The 16,801-nt window shown below is 56.3% G+C and carries 10 protein-coding genes; 4 read left to right on the forward strand and 6 right to left on the reverse strand.

Going from position 1 to position 16,801, the window contains the following annotated elements:
• Window positions 1-67 precede the first annotated feature (67 nt).
• On the forward strand, window positions 68-1,576 hold the full coding sequence (gene trpE, locus SH573x_RS26500) for an anthranilate synthase component I (RefSeq protein WP_479351068.1): 1,509 nt from the start codon (window positions 68-70) through the stop codon (window positions 1,574-1,576).
• Window positions 1,577-1,599: 23 nt separating this feature from the next.
• Here the strand turns inward: trpE and SH573x_RS26505 are convergent, their stop codons facing one another.
• The 3 genes from SH573x_RS26505 to SH573x_RS26515 form a co-directional block, all read right to left on the reverse strand.
• Window positions 1,600-2,724, reverse strand: coding sequence for a GNAT family protein (locus SH573x_RS26505; protein ID WP_479351069.1), 1,125 nt, complete (start codon window positions 2,722-2,724; stop codon window positions 1,600-1,602).
• A 20-nt stretch (window positions 2,725-2,744) separates the two neighbouring features.
• Window positions 2,745-4,526, reverse strand: coding sequence for an aspartate--tRNA ligase (aspS, locus tag SH573x_RS26510; RefSeq protein WP_479351070.1), 1,782 nt, complete (start codon window positions 4,524-4,526; stop codon window positions 2,745-2,747).
• Between the two features lie 329 nt (window positions 4,527-4,855).
• Window positions 4,856-6,145, reverse strand: a complete 1,290-nt coding sequence (locus SH573x_RS26515) for a hypothetical protein (protein WP_479351071.1) — start codon at window positions 6,143-6,145, stop codon at window positions 4,856-4,858.
• A 112-nt stretch (window positions 6,146-6,257) separates the two neighbouring features.
• Here SH573x_RS26515 and SH573x_RS26520 point away from each other — a divergent pair, with 112 nt between their 5' ends.
• Window positions 6,258-6,527 carry an acylphosphatase gene (locus SH573x_RS26520; protein WP_479351072.1) on the forward strand — a complete coding sequence of 90 codons (270 nt, stop codon included), beginning with the start codon at window positions 6,258-6,260 and terminating at the stop codon, window positions 6,525-6,527.
• 1,599 nt (window positions 6,528-8,126) lie between these two features.
• Here SH573x_RS26520 and recA read toward each other — a convergent pair.
• Window positions 8,127-9,245 carry a recombinase RecA gene (gene recA, locus SH573x_RS26525; protein WP_479351073.1) on the reverse strand — a complete coding sequence of 373 codons (1,119 nt, stop codon included), beginning with the start codon at window positions 9,243-9,245 and terminating at the stop codon, window positions 8,127-8,129.
• A gap of 584 nt (window positions 9,246-9,829) precedes the next feature.
• Between recA and SH573x_RS26530 the strand changes: the two genes are divergently transcribed.
• On the forward strand, window positions 9,830-12,622 hold the full coding sequence (locus SH573x_RS26530; protein ID WP_479351074.1) for a 2-oxoglutarate dehydrogenase E1 component: 2,793 nt from the start codon (window positions 9,830-9,832) through the stop codon (window positions 12,620-12,622).
• Window positions 12,623-12,713: 91 nt separating this feature from the next.
• Window positions 12,714-13,994: a 2-oxoglutarate dehydrogenase complex dihydrolipoyllysine-residue succinyltransferase gene (odhB, locus tag SH573x_RS26535; RefSeq protein ID WP_479351075.1), complete on the forward strand. Its 1,281-nt coding sequence runs from the start codon at window positions 12,714-12,716 to the stop codon at window positions 13,992-13,994.
• Window positions 13,995-14,059: 65 nt separating this feature from the next.
• On the opposite strand, the gene folP is transcribed toward odhB, so the two are convergent.
• Both folP and SH573x_RS26545 read right to left on the reverse strand, forming a co-directional pair.
• Entirely contained in the window at window positions 14,060-14,908 is an 849-nt protein-coding gene (gene folP / locus SH573x_RS26540; protein ID WP_479351076.1) for a dihydropteroate synthase, read from the reverse strand.
• Window positions 14,909-14,976: 68 nt separating this feature from the next.
• Window positions 14,977-15,921, reverse strand: a complete 945-nt coding sequence (locus SH573x_RS26545; RefSeq protein WP_479351077.1) for an SMP-30/gluconolactonase/LRE family protein — start codon at window positions 15,919-15,921, stop codon at window positions 14,977-14,979.
• Window positions 15,922-16,801: the final 880 nt, after the last annotated feature.

Consider the following 16,801-nt stretch of genomic DNA (forward strand, 5'->3'; position numbering starts at 1 on the left):
AGGATTCAGCCACTCGATTATCATGTGCTTTTCGCGTTTACCGGCCACTATAGTTTCGAGACCTTGAATGACGGCATCTCCCAGTTTCGAGCAATTCGAGCTTCTTGCGCGCCAGTTTGACTTGGTGCCCATGTTTCGCCGCCTGCTCAGCGACAGTCTGACACCTGTCTCGGCCTTCAAATTGCTCGACGACGGCACATCCTCGGCCTGCCTGTTCGAGAGCGTCATCGGTGGCGAGAAGGTTGGGCGTTATAGCTTCATTGCCGTCCATCCCGGCGACCGAATTGCCGCTTTCGGGCAACGAGTCTTCAAAACCCAGGCTGGCGTAGAACAGGAAATCACTTCGCCCGATCCACTGGACACTTTGTGGCACATGGTCTCCGGCAAGACGGTAGCCCAGTTGCCCGAGCTACCGGCCATCACAGGCGGCGCGTTCGGTTATGCGGCTTACGATGTGGTTCGTTATGTCGAAGACTTGCCCCATCCGCCCACCGACGATCGTCACCTACCCGATCTCGATTTTTCACTTTTCGATGACCTGGTAATCTTTGATAACGTCAATAAGACCTTGTACCTGGTCGCCCTGGTCCACGGGGCCGCCTTCGCAGACTTGCTCTCAGCCTGGCAAGACGGACAGACTCGCCTGGAAAACATGGCTCGCCAACTGCAACAGAGTATCTCTCCGCTGGACTCGAGCGACCTGCCCGCGGGCGATGCCGTGCCCGCTCTGCAAACAACCAGCAACTTCACGCGCCAGACCTTTGCACAAGCGATCGAGAAGTGCACCGAGTACATCAAAGCTGGCGACATCTTCCAAGTCGTTATCAGCCAACGATTTGAGCTAGATCGCGTCTGCGAACCACTGGAAGTTTATCGTTCGCTGCGCATAGTCAATCCGAGCCCTTTTATGTTCTTTGTGCGCACGCCCGCTGTGACGCTGGTAGGCGCTTCTCCCGAAGTGATGTGCCGCGTGCAAAACGGGATGGTCACCGTACGTCCTTTGGCCGGCACTCGCCCGCGGGGCAAAACTCCAGCCGAAGACTTACGCCTGGCCGATGAACTCCTGGCCGATGAAAAAGAACGCGCCGAACACGTCATGCTCGTCGACTTGGGCCGCAACGACGTAGGCCGCGTTGCCAAGTTTGGTAGTGTCTCGCTGAGTGATGTGATGGTCGTGGAACGTTATAGCCACGTTATGCACATTAGCTCCAACGTCGATGGCATCCTGCGCGATGACTGCAACGCGATGGACGCTATGAAAGCCTGTTTGCCAGCCGGTACAGTTAGCGGAGCCCCGAAAGTGCGGGCCATGCAAGTGATCGACGAAGTCGAACCACATCGCCGCGGCCCCTACGCTGGAGCAGTCGGCTATATCGACTACCATGGCAACATGGATACCTGCATCGCCCTGCGCACTATGGTCTTCACCGACGACAAAATTTACATCCAAGCCGGCGCGGGCATCGTGGCCGATAGCCAACCCGACAGCGAGTTTCAAGAGACGCTCAATAAAGCCAAAGCCATGCAGCGAGCCATCGAAGTCACCGTGGCCAGAAGTAAGCAAGCCGAAAGTTAAGGCACGTGGACGGTTCCACGTCCCTAGAGCTCGCGATCGTATAGCCTGTAGGTTTTCGTTCTGCGGGTGCCGCCGCGCTCGAGGCTGGCGCGCGACAGATGGTTGGACTCCAGCACCCAACTGAACTCACCGTGCGTAATGCCGGCTGCCAGGCAGGCTGGCAACATCTGTTCCAGAGCTAACAGGCCAAAACCCCAGCGCTGGAATTCGGGTAGCACATTGGTGCTCATCAGACGTACTCGATTGAGCTTCTTCTTGCCAAAAATCAGATGCAAGAATCCGAACGGAAACAGTTTGCCGTTGATGCGTTTAATGATCGGGTTGTAGTCGAGCAGTCCCAGGCCGGCACCGATCGGCTTGCCATCGACTTCGATAATCGATGTCAGCTCGGGCACCAACAAGTGTTTCAGTCCGGCGGCTTGCGCCAGCACTTCGTTCTCCGACATCGGCACAAATCCCCAGGTGCCAACCAGCGAACGATTGTAAATATCCAAGAACAACTTGACTTCGTCGATGAATTTCTTGGGATTGAACTTTCGCACTTTAACGTTGAAACGCCGCTTGAGCTCCTGAATTACAAAGGCCAGTTTCGGATCGATGTTAGAGAGCATCGATACATCACCTTCATAGGCATATAAATCTTGCGACTTGCCAAACCCATAGCCGCTGATCAACTTGTCGTGATAGGGCGGGTTGTAGGCCATCATAAACGTGGGTGGCGTATCAAAGCCTTCGATGAGAGTTCCAAGATCATAGTTGAGCGAAGGATTGCAGGGCCCGCGAACGGCCGTCATGCCTTGCGATCGCAAGCAATCACAAGCGCGTTCGAAGAGGGCACTGGCCACCGCTTGATCATCGATCGATTCAAAGAAGCCGAAGAAGCCTCGCTTTTCTTCGAAACGTTCATTGTGCCGGTTGTTGACGATCGACGAGATGCGACCCACGACCTGGCCATCTTTGCTGGCCAGGAAGTTATTGACCTGGGCGTACTCGTGAAAAGGATGCTTGCGAAAGCCCAACAACTCTTCTTGCGTCAGCAGTAGCGGGGGCACCCAGTTAGGATCGTTGGCGTATTGGCGAAACGGCAAACGCACAAATTCCTTTTTGTCGCTGCGCGTGGAGACTTCCCAAACTTTGATGTTGGCCACAAGTGGATGCTTTCTGTGAACTACTTCTTGACCGGAGGAGTTTCGATTTGGATGTGCAGCTCTTTCATCTGCTTGTTTTCGACATCGCCGGGAGCTTCGGTCATGAGGTCCATCGCGCGTTGCGTCTTCGGGAAAGCGATGCAGTCGCGAATATTGTCCAGGCCACCAAAGAGCATGACTACGCGATCGATCCCCAGAGCGATACCGCCGTGCGGTGGCGCACCGTAACGCAGCGCATCGAGCAGGAAGCCAAAGCGATTCTTGGCCATCTCGGGCGTAATGCCCAGCAGATCAAACACCGATTGTTGCGTCTCGCTATCGTGAATACGAATCGTACCGCCACCGGCCTCGTAACCGTTGATCACCAGGTCATAGGCTTGTGCGCGACAAGCGGCCGGCGATTCTTTCAGCTTCGGCAAGTCTTGCGGTCGCGGAGCCGTAAACGGATGGTGCATCGCCACCCAGCGTTCCTCTTCGGGATCGCGATCGAACATCGGAAACTCAACAACCCATGAAAAGTGCATCTGCTTGGGGTCATACAACTCCAGTTCGGCACCCAAACGTTTGCGCAGGCCATGCAGTCCTTTGCACGTCACTTCCCAAGTGTCTGCCAGCAGCAAGACCAGATCGCCGGGCTGACAAGCAAACGTGGACTTGAATCCATCCAACACCGCCGGTTCGAGATTCTTGCTGATAGGCGACCACAGCGAACCATCGGCTTCGCAGCGGAACCAGGCCAGTCCCTTGGCTCCGAAGTCATGCTTGACAAACTCGGTCAGTTCATCGATGCGTTTGCGCGAAAACTCTTCCGCGCGTTTGTCAATCTTGATCCCGCGTACAAATCCACCGGCATCGACCGCGCCCCGAAAGACACGAAACTCAGTTTGCCTGGCCAGGTGGCTGGCATCGACAATTTCCATGCCGTACCGTACATCCGGCGCGTCGTGACCGAAGCGACGCATGGCATCATCGTAGGTGATGCGCGGCAGTGGCAATTGCAGCTCGATGTCCAAAATTTCTTTGGCTAGAAATTTCATCAGCCCATCGATCATGCCGATGATGTCTTCGGCATCGACAAACGACATCTCGAGGTCCAATTGCGTAAACTCGGGTTGTCGATCGGCGCGCAGGTCTTCGTCGCGAAAGCAGCGAGCTACCTGCATGTAGCGATCATAACCGGCGACCATCAGGATCTGTTTGTAAAGCTGTGGCGATTGAGGTAAGGCAAAGAACTTGCCCCAATGAACTCGACTGGGCACCAGGTAGTCACGCGCCCCCTCAGGTGTACTGCGACCGAGGATCGGAGTTTCGACGTCGATGAAGTTATGATCAGCGAAATAGTCCCGCATGGCCTTGATGATGCGGCTGCGCAGAATCAAGGTCTTCTGCATGGCTTCGCGACGCAGATCGATATAACGATACTTCAAGCGTGTTTCTTCGCCAGGTAGTTCCGCCTGGCTGGGAAAAAATGGTGGGGTCTGGCAGCGATTGAGCAGTTTAGCTTCGCTGGCTACCAGTTCGATTTCGCCGGTGTCCAGTTTTTCATTGCTCTTGCCCTCCAGGCGTGGACGCACCACTCCGGTGAACAGTGCGACATCTTCGCCGCGCAAATCTTTGGCGACTTGCAGTGCTTCCGCGCCGCTATCGGGACTGATGACGACTTGCGTTCGGCCATAGCGATCGCGAAGATCGAGAAATACGGTCTGACCGTGGTCGCGCGTGCGGTCCACCCAGCCACAAAGCGTCACGCGCTGGCCAACATGTTCACTTCGCAGCTCGCCGCAAGTGTGAGATCGCAACAAAATCCGACTCCTTCAGGGATTACACGCAGCAGCTCTCCCGAGCTGACCTGTTCCCGCTAGTTGTTCGCATCGTCTAACAAAAATGATTCTTTTAACCCGAACCCTTGGGGTGGCTCAGGAATTGATTTTGGGAGCGGCCCTGGAGAGCCACGCTACTTTTTTAGTGCGGCCCTGGAGAGCCACGCTACTTTTTTAGTGCTGCCCTGGAGAGCCACGCTACTTTTAACGCGGCCCTGGAGAGCCGCTCTACAATTTGTAGAGCGGCATTTTAGTACAGTTAGCCGAGGAGGGTAGGCCCAAGATGCAGCCGGGTAGGGCTGAGGAGCGATCTACTTCTTAGCCGCGCCGGCGCGGCGATTGAATTCGGCCGGGTCGAAGGGATCGGTAGCTTGGCCACGCGGCGGCTCACCCAAAGCCTGGCGGACCATGTCGTCCAGCTGATCGATCTCGCGATCGGTAACCTTGCCGTTGCCGGGAATGATCACCGGAGCGGCTCCCGCCGCTGGCGGCGCTGATCGCAATTGCGTGGCCCCAGGGGCCAGAGGCGAAAGCGGGGCGGGCCCCGAACCAGCCGAGCCAACCGCGTTTGAACCGTTCGGTTTCCCGGTGTAGACCGCAGGCGTGGCGGTACTATCCGGCTTGCCGGTGGCACCGACGGGCGTTTGTTGCACCGCCGCCATCACTGGGTTGCGTGCAAAGGTTGTCCAGGATTCGATCGTTTCCGAGAGTTTCTTCTCTTGAGACGTGATGGCGGCCTCTTTTTGTAAGCCGTGGGCAACCACCGAGTAACGCAAGAGCGTACTCATGTTGCTGCTGTCAACTTCAACAAATTGCAGCGCGCTTCGGCAATTCTGCTCCGAAATGCGAGCCCGCGCATTGCCCGATGGCTGTAAAAATTTCAAGCGATTCACAGAACTAAATCCATGACATCCCGATTGCGAACAGCGTTTCAATAAGATGGGTTGAACGTGATCGGCAAACGACGTCAGGACAATTGGCAAGATGGGTGCCAGCGGTTCATCGCCGTTGCCAGCGGTCGAGGCAGTGCGCACTTCGGCGGGTTCATTGCCCGCCACCTGCGTGGGCTGCAAGCCTAAGTAATTGCGAAAGCCTTCATCGCGCAGCAATTGTTCGCGGAGTTCGATGCCCAATTGTCGAACGATCGGATTCTGTCCCGCTTCGCGATTGACGGCCAGAAAGTGAGTGGCGGCGTGTTCAGGCAAGCCGTTGCCCATGGCCCAGCGAGCCATGCGAATATGCTCACCAGGCCCTAGTCGCGGATATCGAGACAATTTGTAGCGATAGACACCTTCCATATCATCTGCAATGGTTTGGATGTCGCTGGTCGGTTTGGAGATGCGCGCGTTTTGATCGATATCAACGACAACCAAGTCGCCCAACTGACGCACCACCCCAGTCAAACATCGATCATTCTTGAGCAAAACGACGCGCGTTTTGGCGACCGACGGAATATCAAGTCCGCTGATCAGGCTTTCGCCGGATGTTTGAGTTACCATGCTATTCGGCTGCGACTCCTGCGCAAACGCACAGCGGGCCATGATCGCACAGTGGGCGATGAGTGCCAATATCAAGGCAAAGATTGGAAACCTAGGCCACATCAGGAGCTTGCCCACGAATTTCGAATGGATAAAGCACAGGTAAACTACGCATGGTGGCCGGAAAGTAGTTGCAGGCCACCTACCAAGTCAATAGCACTTTGAGGTAACTAGTGTGCAAAGGATCACTGTTTGGTTTTCGGGTCGCGTTCAGGGCGTCGGCTTCCGCGCAAGTGTGCTGCGATTGGCGCGTGACTTTGAGGTAACTGGACGCGTAAGAAACTTGGCAGACGGCCGAGTTGAATTGGAAGCTGAAGGCCAGCGCGCCGAACTAGTCCGCTTCCGCGATCGCATCGCGCTAGAAATGAAGCGGCATATCGTAAATCAAGTTGAAGACTGGGGCGCAGCCGCAGGCAGTTGGCAGAGTTTTGAAATCAGCTACTAATTGGCCATTCATTGTAGCCATTCAGTAGTCCGTAGCCTGCAATCGTTTAACCCGTGGCCGCAGGCCAGGCAAACGAAGCAGTTGAGCTTGCAGCGCCAAATGTCCATCTTAAGCCGACAGATGCTCAAGCGAGCGCGCGGAGAATTGGTTAGAGGGTTCACCTAGCCTGGCGCAATCGTTTAACCCGTGGCCGCAGGCCAGGCAAACGAAGCAGTTGAGCGTGCAGCGCCAAATGTCCACCTTAAACCGACAGATGCTCAAGCGAGCGCGCGGAGAATTGGTTAGAGGGTTCACCTAGCCTGGCAGAATCGTTTAACCCGTGGCCGCAGGCCAGGCAAACGAAGCAGTTGAGCTTGCAGCGCCAAATGTCCACCTTAAGCCGACAGATGCTCAAGCGAGCGCGCGGAGATTGGTTAGAGGGTTCACCTAGCCTGGCAGAATCGTTTAACCCGTGGCCGCAGGCCAGGCAAACGAAGCAGTTGAGCGTGCAGCGCCAAATGTCCACCTTAAACCGACAGATGCTCAAGCGAGCGCGCGGAGAATTGGTTAGAGGGTTCACCTAGCCTGGCAGAATCGTTTAACCCGTGGCCGCAGGCCAGGCAAACGAAGCAGTTGAGCTTGCAGCGCCAAATGTCCACCTTAAGCCGACAGATGCTCAAGCGAGCGCGCGGAGAATTGGTTAGAGGGTTCACCTAGCCTGGCAGAATCGTTTAACCCGTGGCCGCAGGCCAGGCAAACGAAGCAGTTGAGCTTGCAGCGCCAAATGTCCTCCTTAAGCCAACAGATGCTCAAGCGAGCGCGCGGAGAATTGGTTAGCGGGTTCACCTAACCTGGCAGAATCGTTTAACCCGTGGCCGCAGGCCAGGCAAACGAAGCAGTTGAGCTTGCAGCGCCAAATGTCCACCTTAAGCCGACAGATGCTCAAGCGAGCGCGCGGAGAATTGGTTAGAGGGTTCACCTAGCCTGGCAGAATCGTTTAACCCGTGGCCGCAGGCCAGGCAAACGAAGCAGTTGAGCTTGCAGCGCCAAATGTCCACCTTAAGCCGACAGATGCTCAAGCGAGCGCGCGGAGAATTGGTTAGAGGGTTCACCTAGCCTGGCAGAATCGTTTAACCCGTGGCCGCAGGCCAGGCAAACGAAGCAGTTGAGCTTGCAGCGCCAAATGTCCACCTTAAGCCGACAGATGCTCAAGCGAGCACGCGGAGAATTGGTTAGCGGGTTCACCTAGCCTGGCAGAATCGTTTAACCCGTGGCCGCAGGCCAGGCAAACGAAGCAGTTGAGCTTGCAGCGCCAAATGTCCACCTTAAGCCGACAGATGCTCAAGCGAGCGCGCGGAGAATTGGTTAGAGGGTTCACCTAGCCTGGCAGAATCGTTTAACCCGTGGCCGCAGGCCAGGCAAACGAAGCAGTTGAGCGTGCAGCGCCAAATGTCCACCTTAAGCCGACAGATGCTCAAGCGAGCGCGCGGAGAATTGGTTAGCGGGTTCACCTAGCCTGGCGGCTACGGGTTAAACGAGGACACCTAGCCTGACGGCTACGGGTTAAACGAGCTTGGGGGCCAAGCTCGTCTAACCCGCTTGAGCCTGCGGCTTGAGGTCTTAAGAATCGACCAGTTCGGCGTCAGCGGCTTCCGAGGCATCGGCTCCGATGGCGGCGGGTCCTTCGGGGCCAGTGTAATCGCCAGAGGACATGATCTCTTCCTTGATTTGCTCGCAGACGTCTTTGTTTTCCAGCAAGAAAGCTCGCGCCTTTTCTTTGCCTTGGCCCAAGTACGTTTCGTGGTACTTGAACCAGGCGCCGCTGCGCGAGACGACTTTCAACGTCGTGCCCAAGTCCAGCAAGTCACCTTCGTAGCTAATGCCGGTGGTGTGCATCATGTCGAATTCGGCCAGGCGGAACGGAGGAGCCACTTTGTTTTTGACGATCTTGCAACGCACGCGTTGACCGACGACTTCTTCGCCCTCTTTCAGGCTGCCGATGCGTCGAACATCGATGCGGCAAGAAGCGTAGAACTTCAGTGCTCGACCGCCGGGAGTGGTTTCGGGGCTACCGAACATCACACCCACTTTTTCGCGAATCTGGTTGATGAAGATCACGACGGTTTTGCTCTTGGCAATTACGCCGGTGAGTTTCCGCATCGATTGGCTCATCAATCGAGCTTGCAGACCGACGTGCGATTGACCAATTTCGCCTTCCAGTTCGGCTTTAGGAACCAAGGCAGCTACCGAGTCGATCACGATGACGTCGACCGCATTGCTTTTGACCAAATGCTCGGTGATCTGCATGGCTTCTTCACCGGTGCTAGGTTGGCTAACTAGCAAAGTGTCCAGTTGCAGGCCAATCTTCTTGGCCCAACTTGGATCAAATGCATGCTCGGCGTCGATGATGGCGGCGATTCCACCTAAGGCCTGAGCCTGGCCGCAAATATGCAGAGCCAGAGTCGTCTTACCGCTGGATTCCGGGCCAAAGATCTCAATGATGCGTCCCCGTGGCACACCTTTACCCCCCAGAGCTATGTCCAGCGACAGACTGCCGGTCCGCACGCCATCGATCTTCAGCGTGCCCTCACCGCCCAGAGGCATGATCGAGCCTTCGCCAAACTGCTTTTCGATCTGCTGGAGCGCTGTTTTGAGATTGGGCTCCTTCTTGTAGATAGCCTCCAAACCTGCTGGAGCACTATCTTCCTTCTTGGTCGTCACACTTTTTTTCTTGGCCATCGTCTTACTCGCTGTAACCATATCCCTGGAATCCCTGACCCCAAAGTGGGTGAATGAAACGGACACTCTTTCGAGAACTCGCTGTGGTGTGGCCACGATTTCATTCAGCGTTTGGTTTCAGGCGCCGCTGCGACACCTTTGGCAATCGCTGAATACTCGTCGAAGCTACGCTACAAGTATCGCGATGCCGTGGACACGGTTGGTCGCGTCCAGAAATTATTGTAGCGCTTTGTCAAGAGTCGGGGTGGTCAGGGCGAGGCCACCTTGGTCAAAATTTGCCGATCCGGTATCATAGGGAGTCATCCACCAGCCTCCCAACTTGGCGCTGGGTCCCTCCCCAAGCTTGCTCGGCATGGAATGCTAGCGGCGTTAAGCGAAGTGGCAGCAGTGTCTTCTTCGACATCAACAGCTTCGACATCAGAGCCATCCTGTAGCGGCCCAGCTGCGGCCAAGCTGTTTTCTGCTGATGCTCGCATTGCCCCCGATGCCCTTCGCAGCGTATATGTCCCTACTGAACGGACAGCATTCCAAATCATTCCTAACTTTTCATTGGCGTTTCCACGCACTGCCGGTTGATCGTGAGCATGAATACTTTTAGCCTCGACTATATCGACGATTTGTACGTGCAATTTATCCAGGACCCCAACAGCGTTTCGGCTGGCTGGCGGAAATACTTCGAGCAGTTCTCGCTGTCGGCTACGCCTCAGAACGACTCGCAAGCCCCGCCTGCCAATCCTTTGCAAGCTGAAACGGTAGGCGAAGTCACCCGCACCATTCGCGACGAAGCCTTGTGGCTGGCCCGCATGCAGGACCGCGTCGATCACCTGGTCCGCGAGTATCGCGTCCGCGGACACTTGATGGCTCAACTGGACCCGCTAGGCATCGATCGCCAGGCTCCACCGGAACTGGATCCACAATCCTACGGTGTCAGCCCGGCTGACATGGATCGCGCGTTCTCATGCCCTGCATTGGAACATGTCGACAGCCGCACGCTGCGCGATCTGGTTACCAAACTCAAGAACACTTATTGCCGCAGCATTGGTGTGCAATTTATGCATATCGAAAATCGCACCATTCGCGATTGGCTGCAGCGCCGCATGGAGATCAGCCAGAACCGCATCGAACTATCGCGCGATGTGCAGGTGCGTATTTATACACGCCTGGCCGACGCGGCCATCTTCGAAGAGTTCGTGCGCCGCAAATTTGTGGGAGCCAAAACTTTTTCTCTCGAAGGCGCCGAAAGCCTGATACCGCTGCTCGACCTGGCACTTGAAAAAGCGGGACAACATAACGTTAAAGGCGTTGTCCTGGGCATGGCCCACCGCGGTCGATTGAACGTGCTGGCCAATATTCTCGGCAAACGAGCACAAAGCATCTTCTGGGAATTCGATGACCCAGAACCGGAGATGCATCGCGGTACCGGCGATGTGCGTTATCACTTGGGATACAGCAGTGACTGGACGACATCCACGGGCAACAAAGTGCACATCTCGTTGTGCTTTAATCCCAGCCATTTGGAATACGTCAACACGGTGGCTCAAGGTCGCTGTCGCGCCAAACAAGATCGCGGTCGCGATGATCGCCACGCGGAAACGATGACCATTCTGATGCACGGGGATGCCGCCTTTGCTGGCGAAGGCATCGTGCAAGAAACGCTGAACCTCAGCCAATTGTCAGGTTACAGCACCGGCGGTTCGCTGCATGTGATCATCAATAACCAAGTCGGCTTTACGACCGAAGCCGATGAGGCGCGCTCGTGTACTTATGCCACCGATGTGGCCAAGATGCTGCAGATCCCGATCTTCCACGTCAACGGTGAAGATCCCGAAGCCGTCGCCCAGGTGGTCAGCCTGGCCATGGATTTCCGTCGTGAGTTTCGCCGCGATGTGGTCATCGACATGTATGCCTATCGCCGCTGGGGACATAACGAAGGTGATGAACCTCGGTTTACACAACCCATCATGTATCGAGCCATCGATCAGCGCAAGAGCGTGCGTGAAAGCTATCTGGATAGTTTGCTGACCATGGGCGAACTGACGCGCGCCGAAGCGGATGCCATCGCCGATGTGCGCCAGAATAAGTTGGAACGCGAATTCGAAGCGGCCAAGAATGAACCATACGTGCCCGACTTGCAAACCTTGGGCGGTAACTGGCGCGGCTATATCGGCGGCATGGAACCCGCCAGCGACCAACCCAATACGGGCATCAAACCCGAGGTTGCCTCGAGCATTCTCACTTCGCTCACCAAGCTGCCCAGCGGTTTTTCGCTGCAACGCAAGTTGCAACGCTTCATGGAACTCCGCGCAGAAATGGCCGCCGGCACGCGTTCCTTGGATTGGGCCGCCGCCGAAGCCTTAGCCTTCGGATCGCTACTGCTAGAGAATCATCCAGTACGTTTGAGCGGTCAAGATTGCGAACGAGGTACCTTCAGCCAACGCCACTCGGTTCTGCACGATACCGAGAATAATACCAAGTACATGCCGCTGAAAAACCTGAGTTCCTCGCAAGCTCGCATCGACATTATCAACAGTCCCTTGAGCGAAGCGGGCGTGTTGGGCTTTGAGTATGGCTACTCGCTCGACTACCCCGAGGCGCTGGTCGCCTGGGAAGCTCAGTTTGGCGATTTCTGGAATGCGGCTCAGGTGATCGTCGATCAATTTATTGCCAGCGCCGAAGACAAGTGGGGACGCCTCAGTCGCCTGGTGCTACTGCTGCCCCATGGCTTCGAAGGCCAAGGTCCCGAACACTGCAGCGCCCGCCTGGAACGCTTCCTGTTGTTGACTGCAGAACACAACATCCAAGTTGCTCAGCCTTCGACACCGGCACAATACTTCCACTTGCTGCGCCGCCAGGTGCTTTGGCAATGGAGCAAGCCGCTGGTCGTGCTGACTCCGAAAAGTCTACTGCGTCATCCTGCGGTGGTCTCACCTATGGAAGAGTTTGTCAGCCATCGCTTCCGCAAGATTTTGCCCGACGAACGCACCGATGCCTCGCATACCGACCGGGTCATCCTGTGCAGCGGCAAAGTTTACTACGATTTGATCGAACGTCGCAAAGAGCTCAGCGCCAGCAACGTAGCCATCGTGCGTATCGAACAGTTTTACCCGCTCTCGACAGCCGAACTGATGCGCGCTCTGGAGATATATCCGAGCGACACCGATGTCATTTGGCTGCAAGAAGAGCCGGCCAACATGGGCGCATGGCAGTTTCTGAAAGTCCACTATGCCGATGCCATCAACCAGCGTTTCCGCCTGCGGCCGCTCAGTCGCGTCGAATCGGCCAGCCCCTCGACCGGTTCCTCCAGTTCGCACAAGTTGGAACAAGACGATCTGCTGCAAGCCGCCTTTGCTGACTTGCCAGCCCTGACATCGGCCTGAGTTGCTCTACTCAGTTCCCAGATTTCAAGTTTCAAATCTCAAAAATCAAATATCCGAATTCAAATCGAATCACTAGAAAGTCGCACCGGAAATGGTTGAGGTGAAAGTTCCTACCGTTGGCGAATCCATTCAGGAAGTACAGATTGGTCAATGGCTGAAGCGTGAAGGTGAATGGATTGCCAAGGATGAGAACCTGGTGGATCTGGAGACCGAAAAGGCTTCCGTCCAAGTTCCCTCGCCCGTCTCGGGCATCCTGAAGAAGATTCACAAACAAGCCGAAGAATTTGCCGCGGTGGGCGAAGCAATTGCCGACATCGAGCCGTCTGAAAAACCTGCTGGCGGAGCCGGCCAAGCGGATGGCAGTGGCAATGGTTCGGCTGCCGCCAGTGCGCCTACGCCAGAAGCTCGCGTCATGCCCGCCGCCCAACGCATCCTGGAAGAGAACAAACTCTCCTCCAGCGATGTGCAAGCCACCGGTCCCGGCGGACGCGTCCTCAAAGAAGATGCTCAGCGGGCAGTGCAAGCCAAGAGTTCATCAACTCCGGCGCAAGCCACTTCAGCACGTGCGCCAGCGCCAGCCGCACCCGCACCCGCACCAGCGGCGTCCAAGCCCAGCGCCATGATCGAGCCAGCCAAGTCGGCATCGACATCGATCACCTCCGGTAGTCCAGAACGTACCGAAGAGGTCAAACCGCTGAGCATGATTCGGCGCACGATCGCTTCGCGCCTGGTACAAGCTCAACACAATGCCGCCTTGCTAACGACCTTCAACGAAGTCGATATGCAACCCGTAATGGACTTGCGGCAAAAGTATCGCGATGCCTTTGTCGAGCGTCATGGCGTTAAGTTGGGCTTCATGTCGTTCTTTGCCAAGGCCAGCGTGGAAGCCCTCCGACGCTTCCCTTCGGTCAATGCCGAAATGCGCGGTAACAACATCGTCTATCGCCACTACTGCGACATCGGGATTGCGATCGGGGGCGGCAAGGGCCTGGTGGTGCCCGTGTTACGCAACGTCGAGAAGATGAGCTTTGCAGATGTCGAACGCAACATCGGTGACTTTGCCCGCAAAGCCATGGAAAATCGCTTGATGCCCGAAGATCTGGAAGGTGGTACCTTTACGATCAGCAACGGTGGCATCTATGGTTCGCTGCTCAGTACACCGATCGTCAATCCGCCTCAGAGCGCGATCCTGGGATTGCACTCGATTCAGGAGCGGCCGATCGCGCGCGATGGTCAAGTGATTATTCGCCCAATGATGTACCTGGCGCTAACCTATGATCATCGCATCATCGATGGTCGCGAAGCGGTTAGCTACTTGAAGACGATCAAGGAAGTAGTGGAAGATCCAACCAGGTTGTTCTTGGAAGTGTAATCTCCAATCTCTGGCGAGGCTTCCCGTAGCCGAAGTCGCCAGACTTTGGACGAACCGCTTCAAATTCACGGCAGGCAACTAGCAAAGCACTTGAGCGCGGCGCAGGTGGCTTCGACATCGTGCACGCGCAAGACGTGCATGCCCTGCTGGGCAGCGGCCAATGCTACGCCTACCGATCCAGCTGCCACGCGTTCCGGCGCATCGCCCACTAACTTGCGAATGAAGCCTTTGCGCGAGTGGCCGATGAGAATTGGCCGCCCGAGGTCCAGAAAACGCTGACACCCGCGCATCAGATCCCAGTTGTGTTGATGCGTCTTGCCGAAACCGATGCCCGGGTCCAGGCAAATGCGCTCAGGCGAGATTCCCGCAGTCAGCAAGGCCGCGTCGCGCTGGGCCAGATATCGGTAGATGTCTTCGACAACGTTGTCGTACTTCGGGTCATCTTGCATGGTCCGCGGCGAGCCCTGCATGTGCATGGCGCATACACCAACTTGACTGCGGGCTGCCAGGCCGAGCATTTCCGGATCGCCCTCCAGGCCCGTGACATCGTTGATGATCTCTGCGCCGGCTTCAATGGCGGCTTGAGCCACGTGTGACTTGGATGTATCGATGGAGATAGGTATGGTGATACGTTTGACCAGCGATTCGATGGTCGGTAGCACGCGCGACAATTCTTCACTGGCGCTGATCGGTTCACTGTAGGGACGCGTGCTCTCACCTCCAATATCGATAATCGCTGCGCCTGCATCTTCCAATCGCAGCGCGTGATCGACGGCCAATTGATGCGAGAAGAATCGGCCGCCATCCGAGAAACTATCGGGTGTTACATTTACGATCCCCATAACCGCCGGCACGCCCTGAAACTCAATGCGTTTTGATCGGAGTTGCCAAACAGTAATGCTAGACGTTTGCATGAGACGCTTCGGTCGTTGGGATGAATGGTTTGAATGAGAGGCTGCGATGCGACGGGCGCTTTGTTGAACTAAACTGCAGCAGGAAAATCGGCGATGAACAGGCAGCCGCTCTTGCCAGCTCGCGATTGACGCTCAGCGGGCATATGTTCGATAGCCGTCGTGATGATCAGCTTGGTTGAACCGTCAGGATGTTTCAGGAGCAGCGGGCAAGTGTTCTGCGGGCTGGCCGGCGTGCGCCACGAGAACTCGAGTTGTCCGTTGGCCAGGCTGTACTGCTGGGTCAAACCGTATTCGGCTTCGTCAGGGTTGTAGAAACTAATAATGCAGCTGAGCCCGTCGGGTGTCACTACCATGCCATCGGGGAAACCGGTGGCCTCGCTTAGTTCCACTACGGTTTCAGGCTCGCTTACTTTACCGCCGGCAATGTCCAGTTGATAACGCACGACTTTGCGGGTGGGTGTATCAATGTCCAGCAGAGTCAAATTACCAGCGCTGTTCTGGATGACTGCTTTGCCGTTGCTGCAAATTTGATCGCCACGCAGTCGAATGAGCTGCTTGTCTGCTCCGCGGTAAAGATACAGCCCGGCTTTCTTGGTTTTGAATTCCAGGTCTTTGCAGCCGAAGATAACGTTGTCTTGCCAGGTCGTGGCATCATTGATGATCGTGTTGTCGACGGCGGCATCGACGCCGCCGCAGAGCACATCCCAGGCACCGGATTGAATATCGAAGTAGCCCAGTTCGCGTTCAGCACCCACGAGGAACTTGTTAGGGTTCTCAGTTGGTCGTGCAAAGCCCGGGCGTCCAGGCAGGCGGAAATTTTGATTCTGGCGCGTGCTGATATCAAAAATATTCAGCGATCCAAACTTGGCTGTCGCTCCGTGTTGGATACCAACCCAGCTGAACCGACCACCCCCGAGATCGATAGGCCCTTCGGGCAAGAAACTCAAGTCTCTATCGGTTGGCTCGTAGAGAACTTCGGCTACGGCAAACTTATCGCTAGCGTTGTGATTCATCGCATTATCCTAGGCAGGCAAGAAGGCAACGGAAAACATTTCTATGGTTGCCGAGTTGGGCAAAAAGTAATCCCTACCATACCCAGCATTTTACAGAGCACAAGTTGCTAAGCCGCAGGCGTTGGCCTCGGTTGCCTCAAACTAAGCCGAGGGCATTAGTAGCCCCGGTTATCAACACGTTCACGGCCGTGGACTAGGGAACCGGGGCTAACGCCGGCTAACGCCGGCTAACGCCCGCGGCTTAGTGCACGCTGGGGACAGACCAGTCTGACGATACCGGAGGTCTGTCCCCGCACGCGATAATGCTTGCAATAGTTCCCGATGGCGCCTGGCTTAAGAGGGACAGAGCATCGGTCAATGACCACCGACGGTAGACGGGTGTCGACCGTGTGTCTGTCCCCCAGCCAGAATCGCATTGCTAGCATGAGTACCCGCCCTGGGGACAGACGTCGGTTGGAAGTGGCTGGGTTAGAGGGTGCTGAGCGGCTGGGGACAGCCGCTCTACGATCGGGGACAGACCCCGCGGTGGTTTGTTCGCATTGCTCGCCGGCTCCAGCGTGCGTGCTCTGTCCCCAGGTGCGACGGGGGACAGACGCCGGGTCGGAAGTGGTTGGGTTAGAGCGTGCTGAGCGGCTGGGGATAGCCGCTCTACGATCGGGGACAGACCCCCGCGGTGATTTGCTCGCATTGCTCGCTGGCTCCAGCGTGCGTGCTCTGTCCCCAGGTGCGACGGGGGACAGACGCCGGGTCGGAAGTGGTTGGGTTAGAGCGTGCTGAGCGGCTGGGGATAGCCGCTCTACGATCGGGGACAGACCCCCGCGGTGATTTGCTCGCATTGCTCGCCGGCTCCAGTGCGCGTGCTCTGTCCGCTCTGTCCCCA

Source organism: Rania fehmarnensis (assembly GCF_056494185.1).

Coding starts and splice junctions, on each gene's coding strand:
- SH573x_RS26515 (WP_479351071.1), bottom strand. CDS start 6,145: ATGTGGCCTAGGTTTCCAATCTTTGCCTTGATATTGGCACTCATCGCC.
- SH573x_RS26530 (WP_479351074.1), top strand. CDS start 9,830: ATGAATACTTTTAGCCTCGACTATATCGACGATTTGTACGTGCAATTT.
- SH573x_RS26545 (WP_479351077.1), bottom strand. CDS start 15,921: ATGAATCACAACGCTAGCGATAAGTTTGCCGTAGCCGAAGTTCTCTAC.
- odhB (WP_479351075.1), top strand. CDS start 12,714: ATGGTTGAGGTGAAAGTTCCTACCGTTGGCGAATCCATTCAGGAAGTA.
- recA (WP_479351073.1), bottom strand. CDS start 9,245: ATGGCCAAGAAAAAAAGTGTGACGACCAAGAAGGAAGATAGTGCTCCA.
- folP (WP_479351076.1), bottom strand. CDS start 14,908: ATGCAAACGTCTAGCATTACTGTTTGGCAACTCCGATCAAAACGCATT.
- trpE (WP_479351068.1), top strand. CDS start 68: ATGACGGCATCTCCCAGTTTCGAGCAATTCGAGCTTCTTGCGCGCCAG.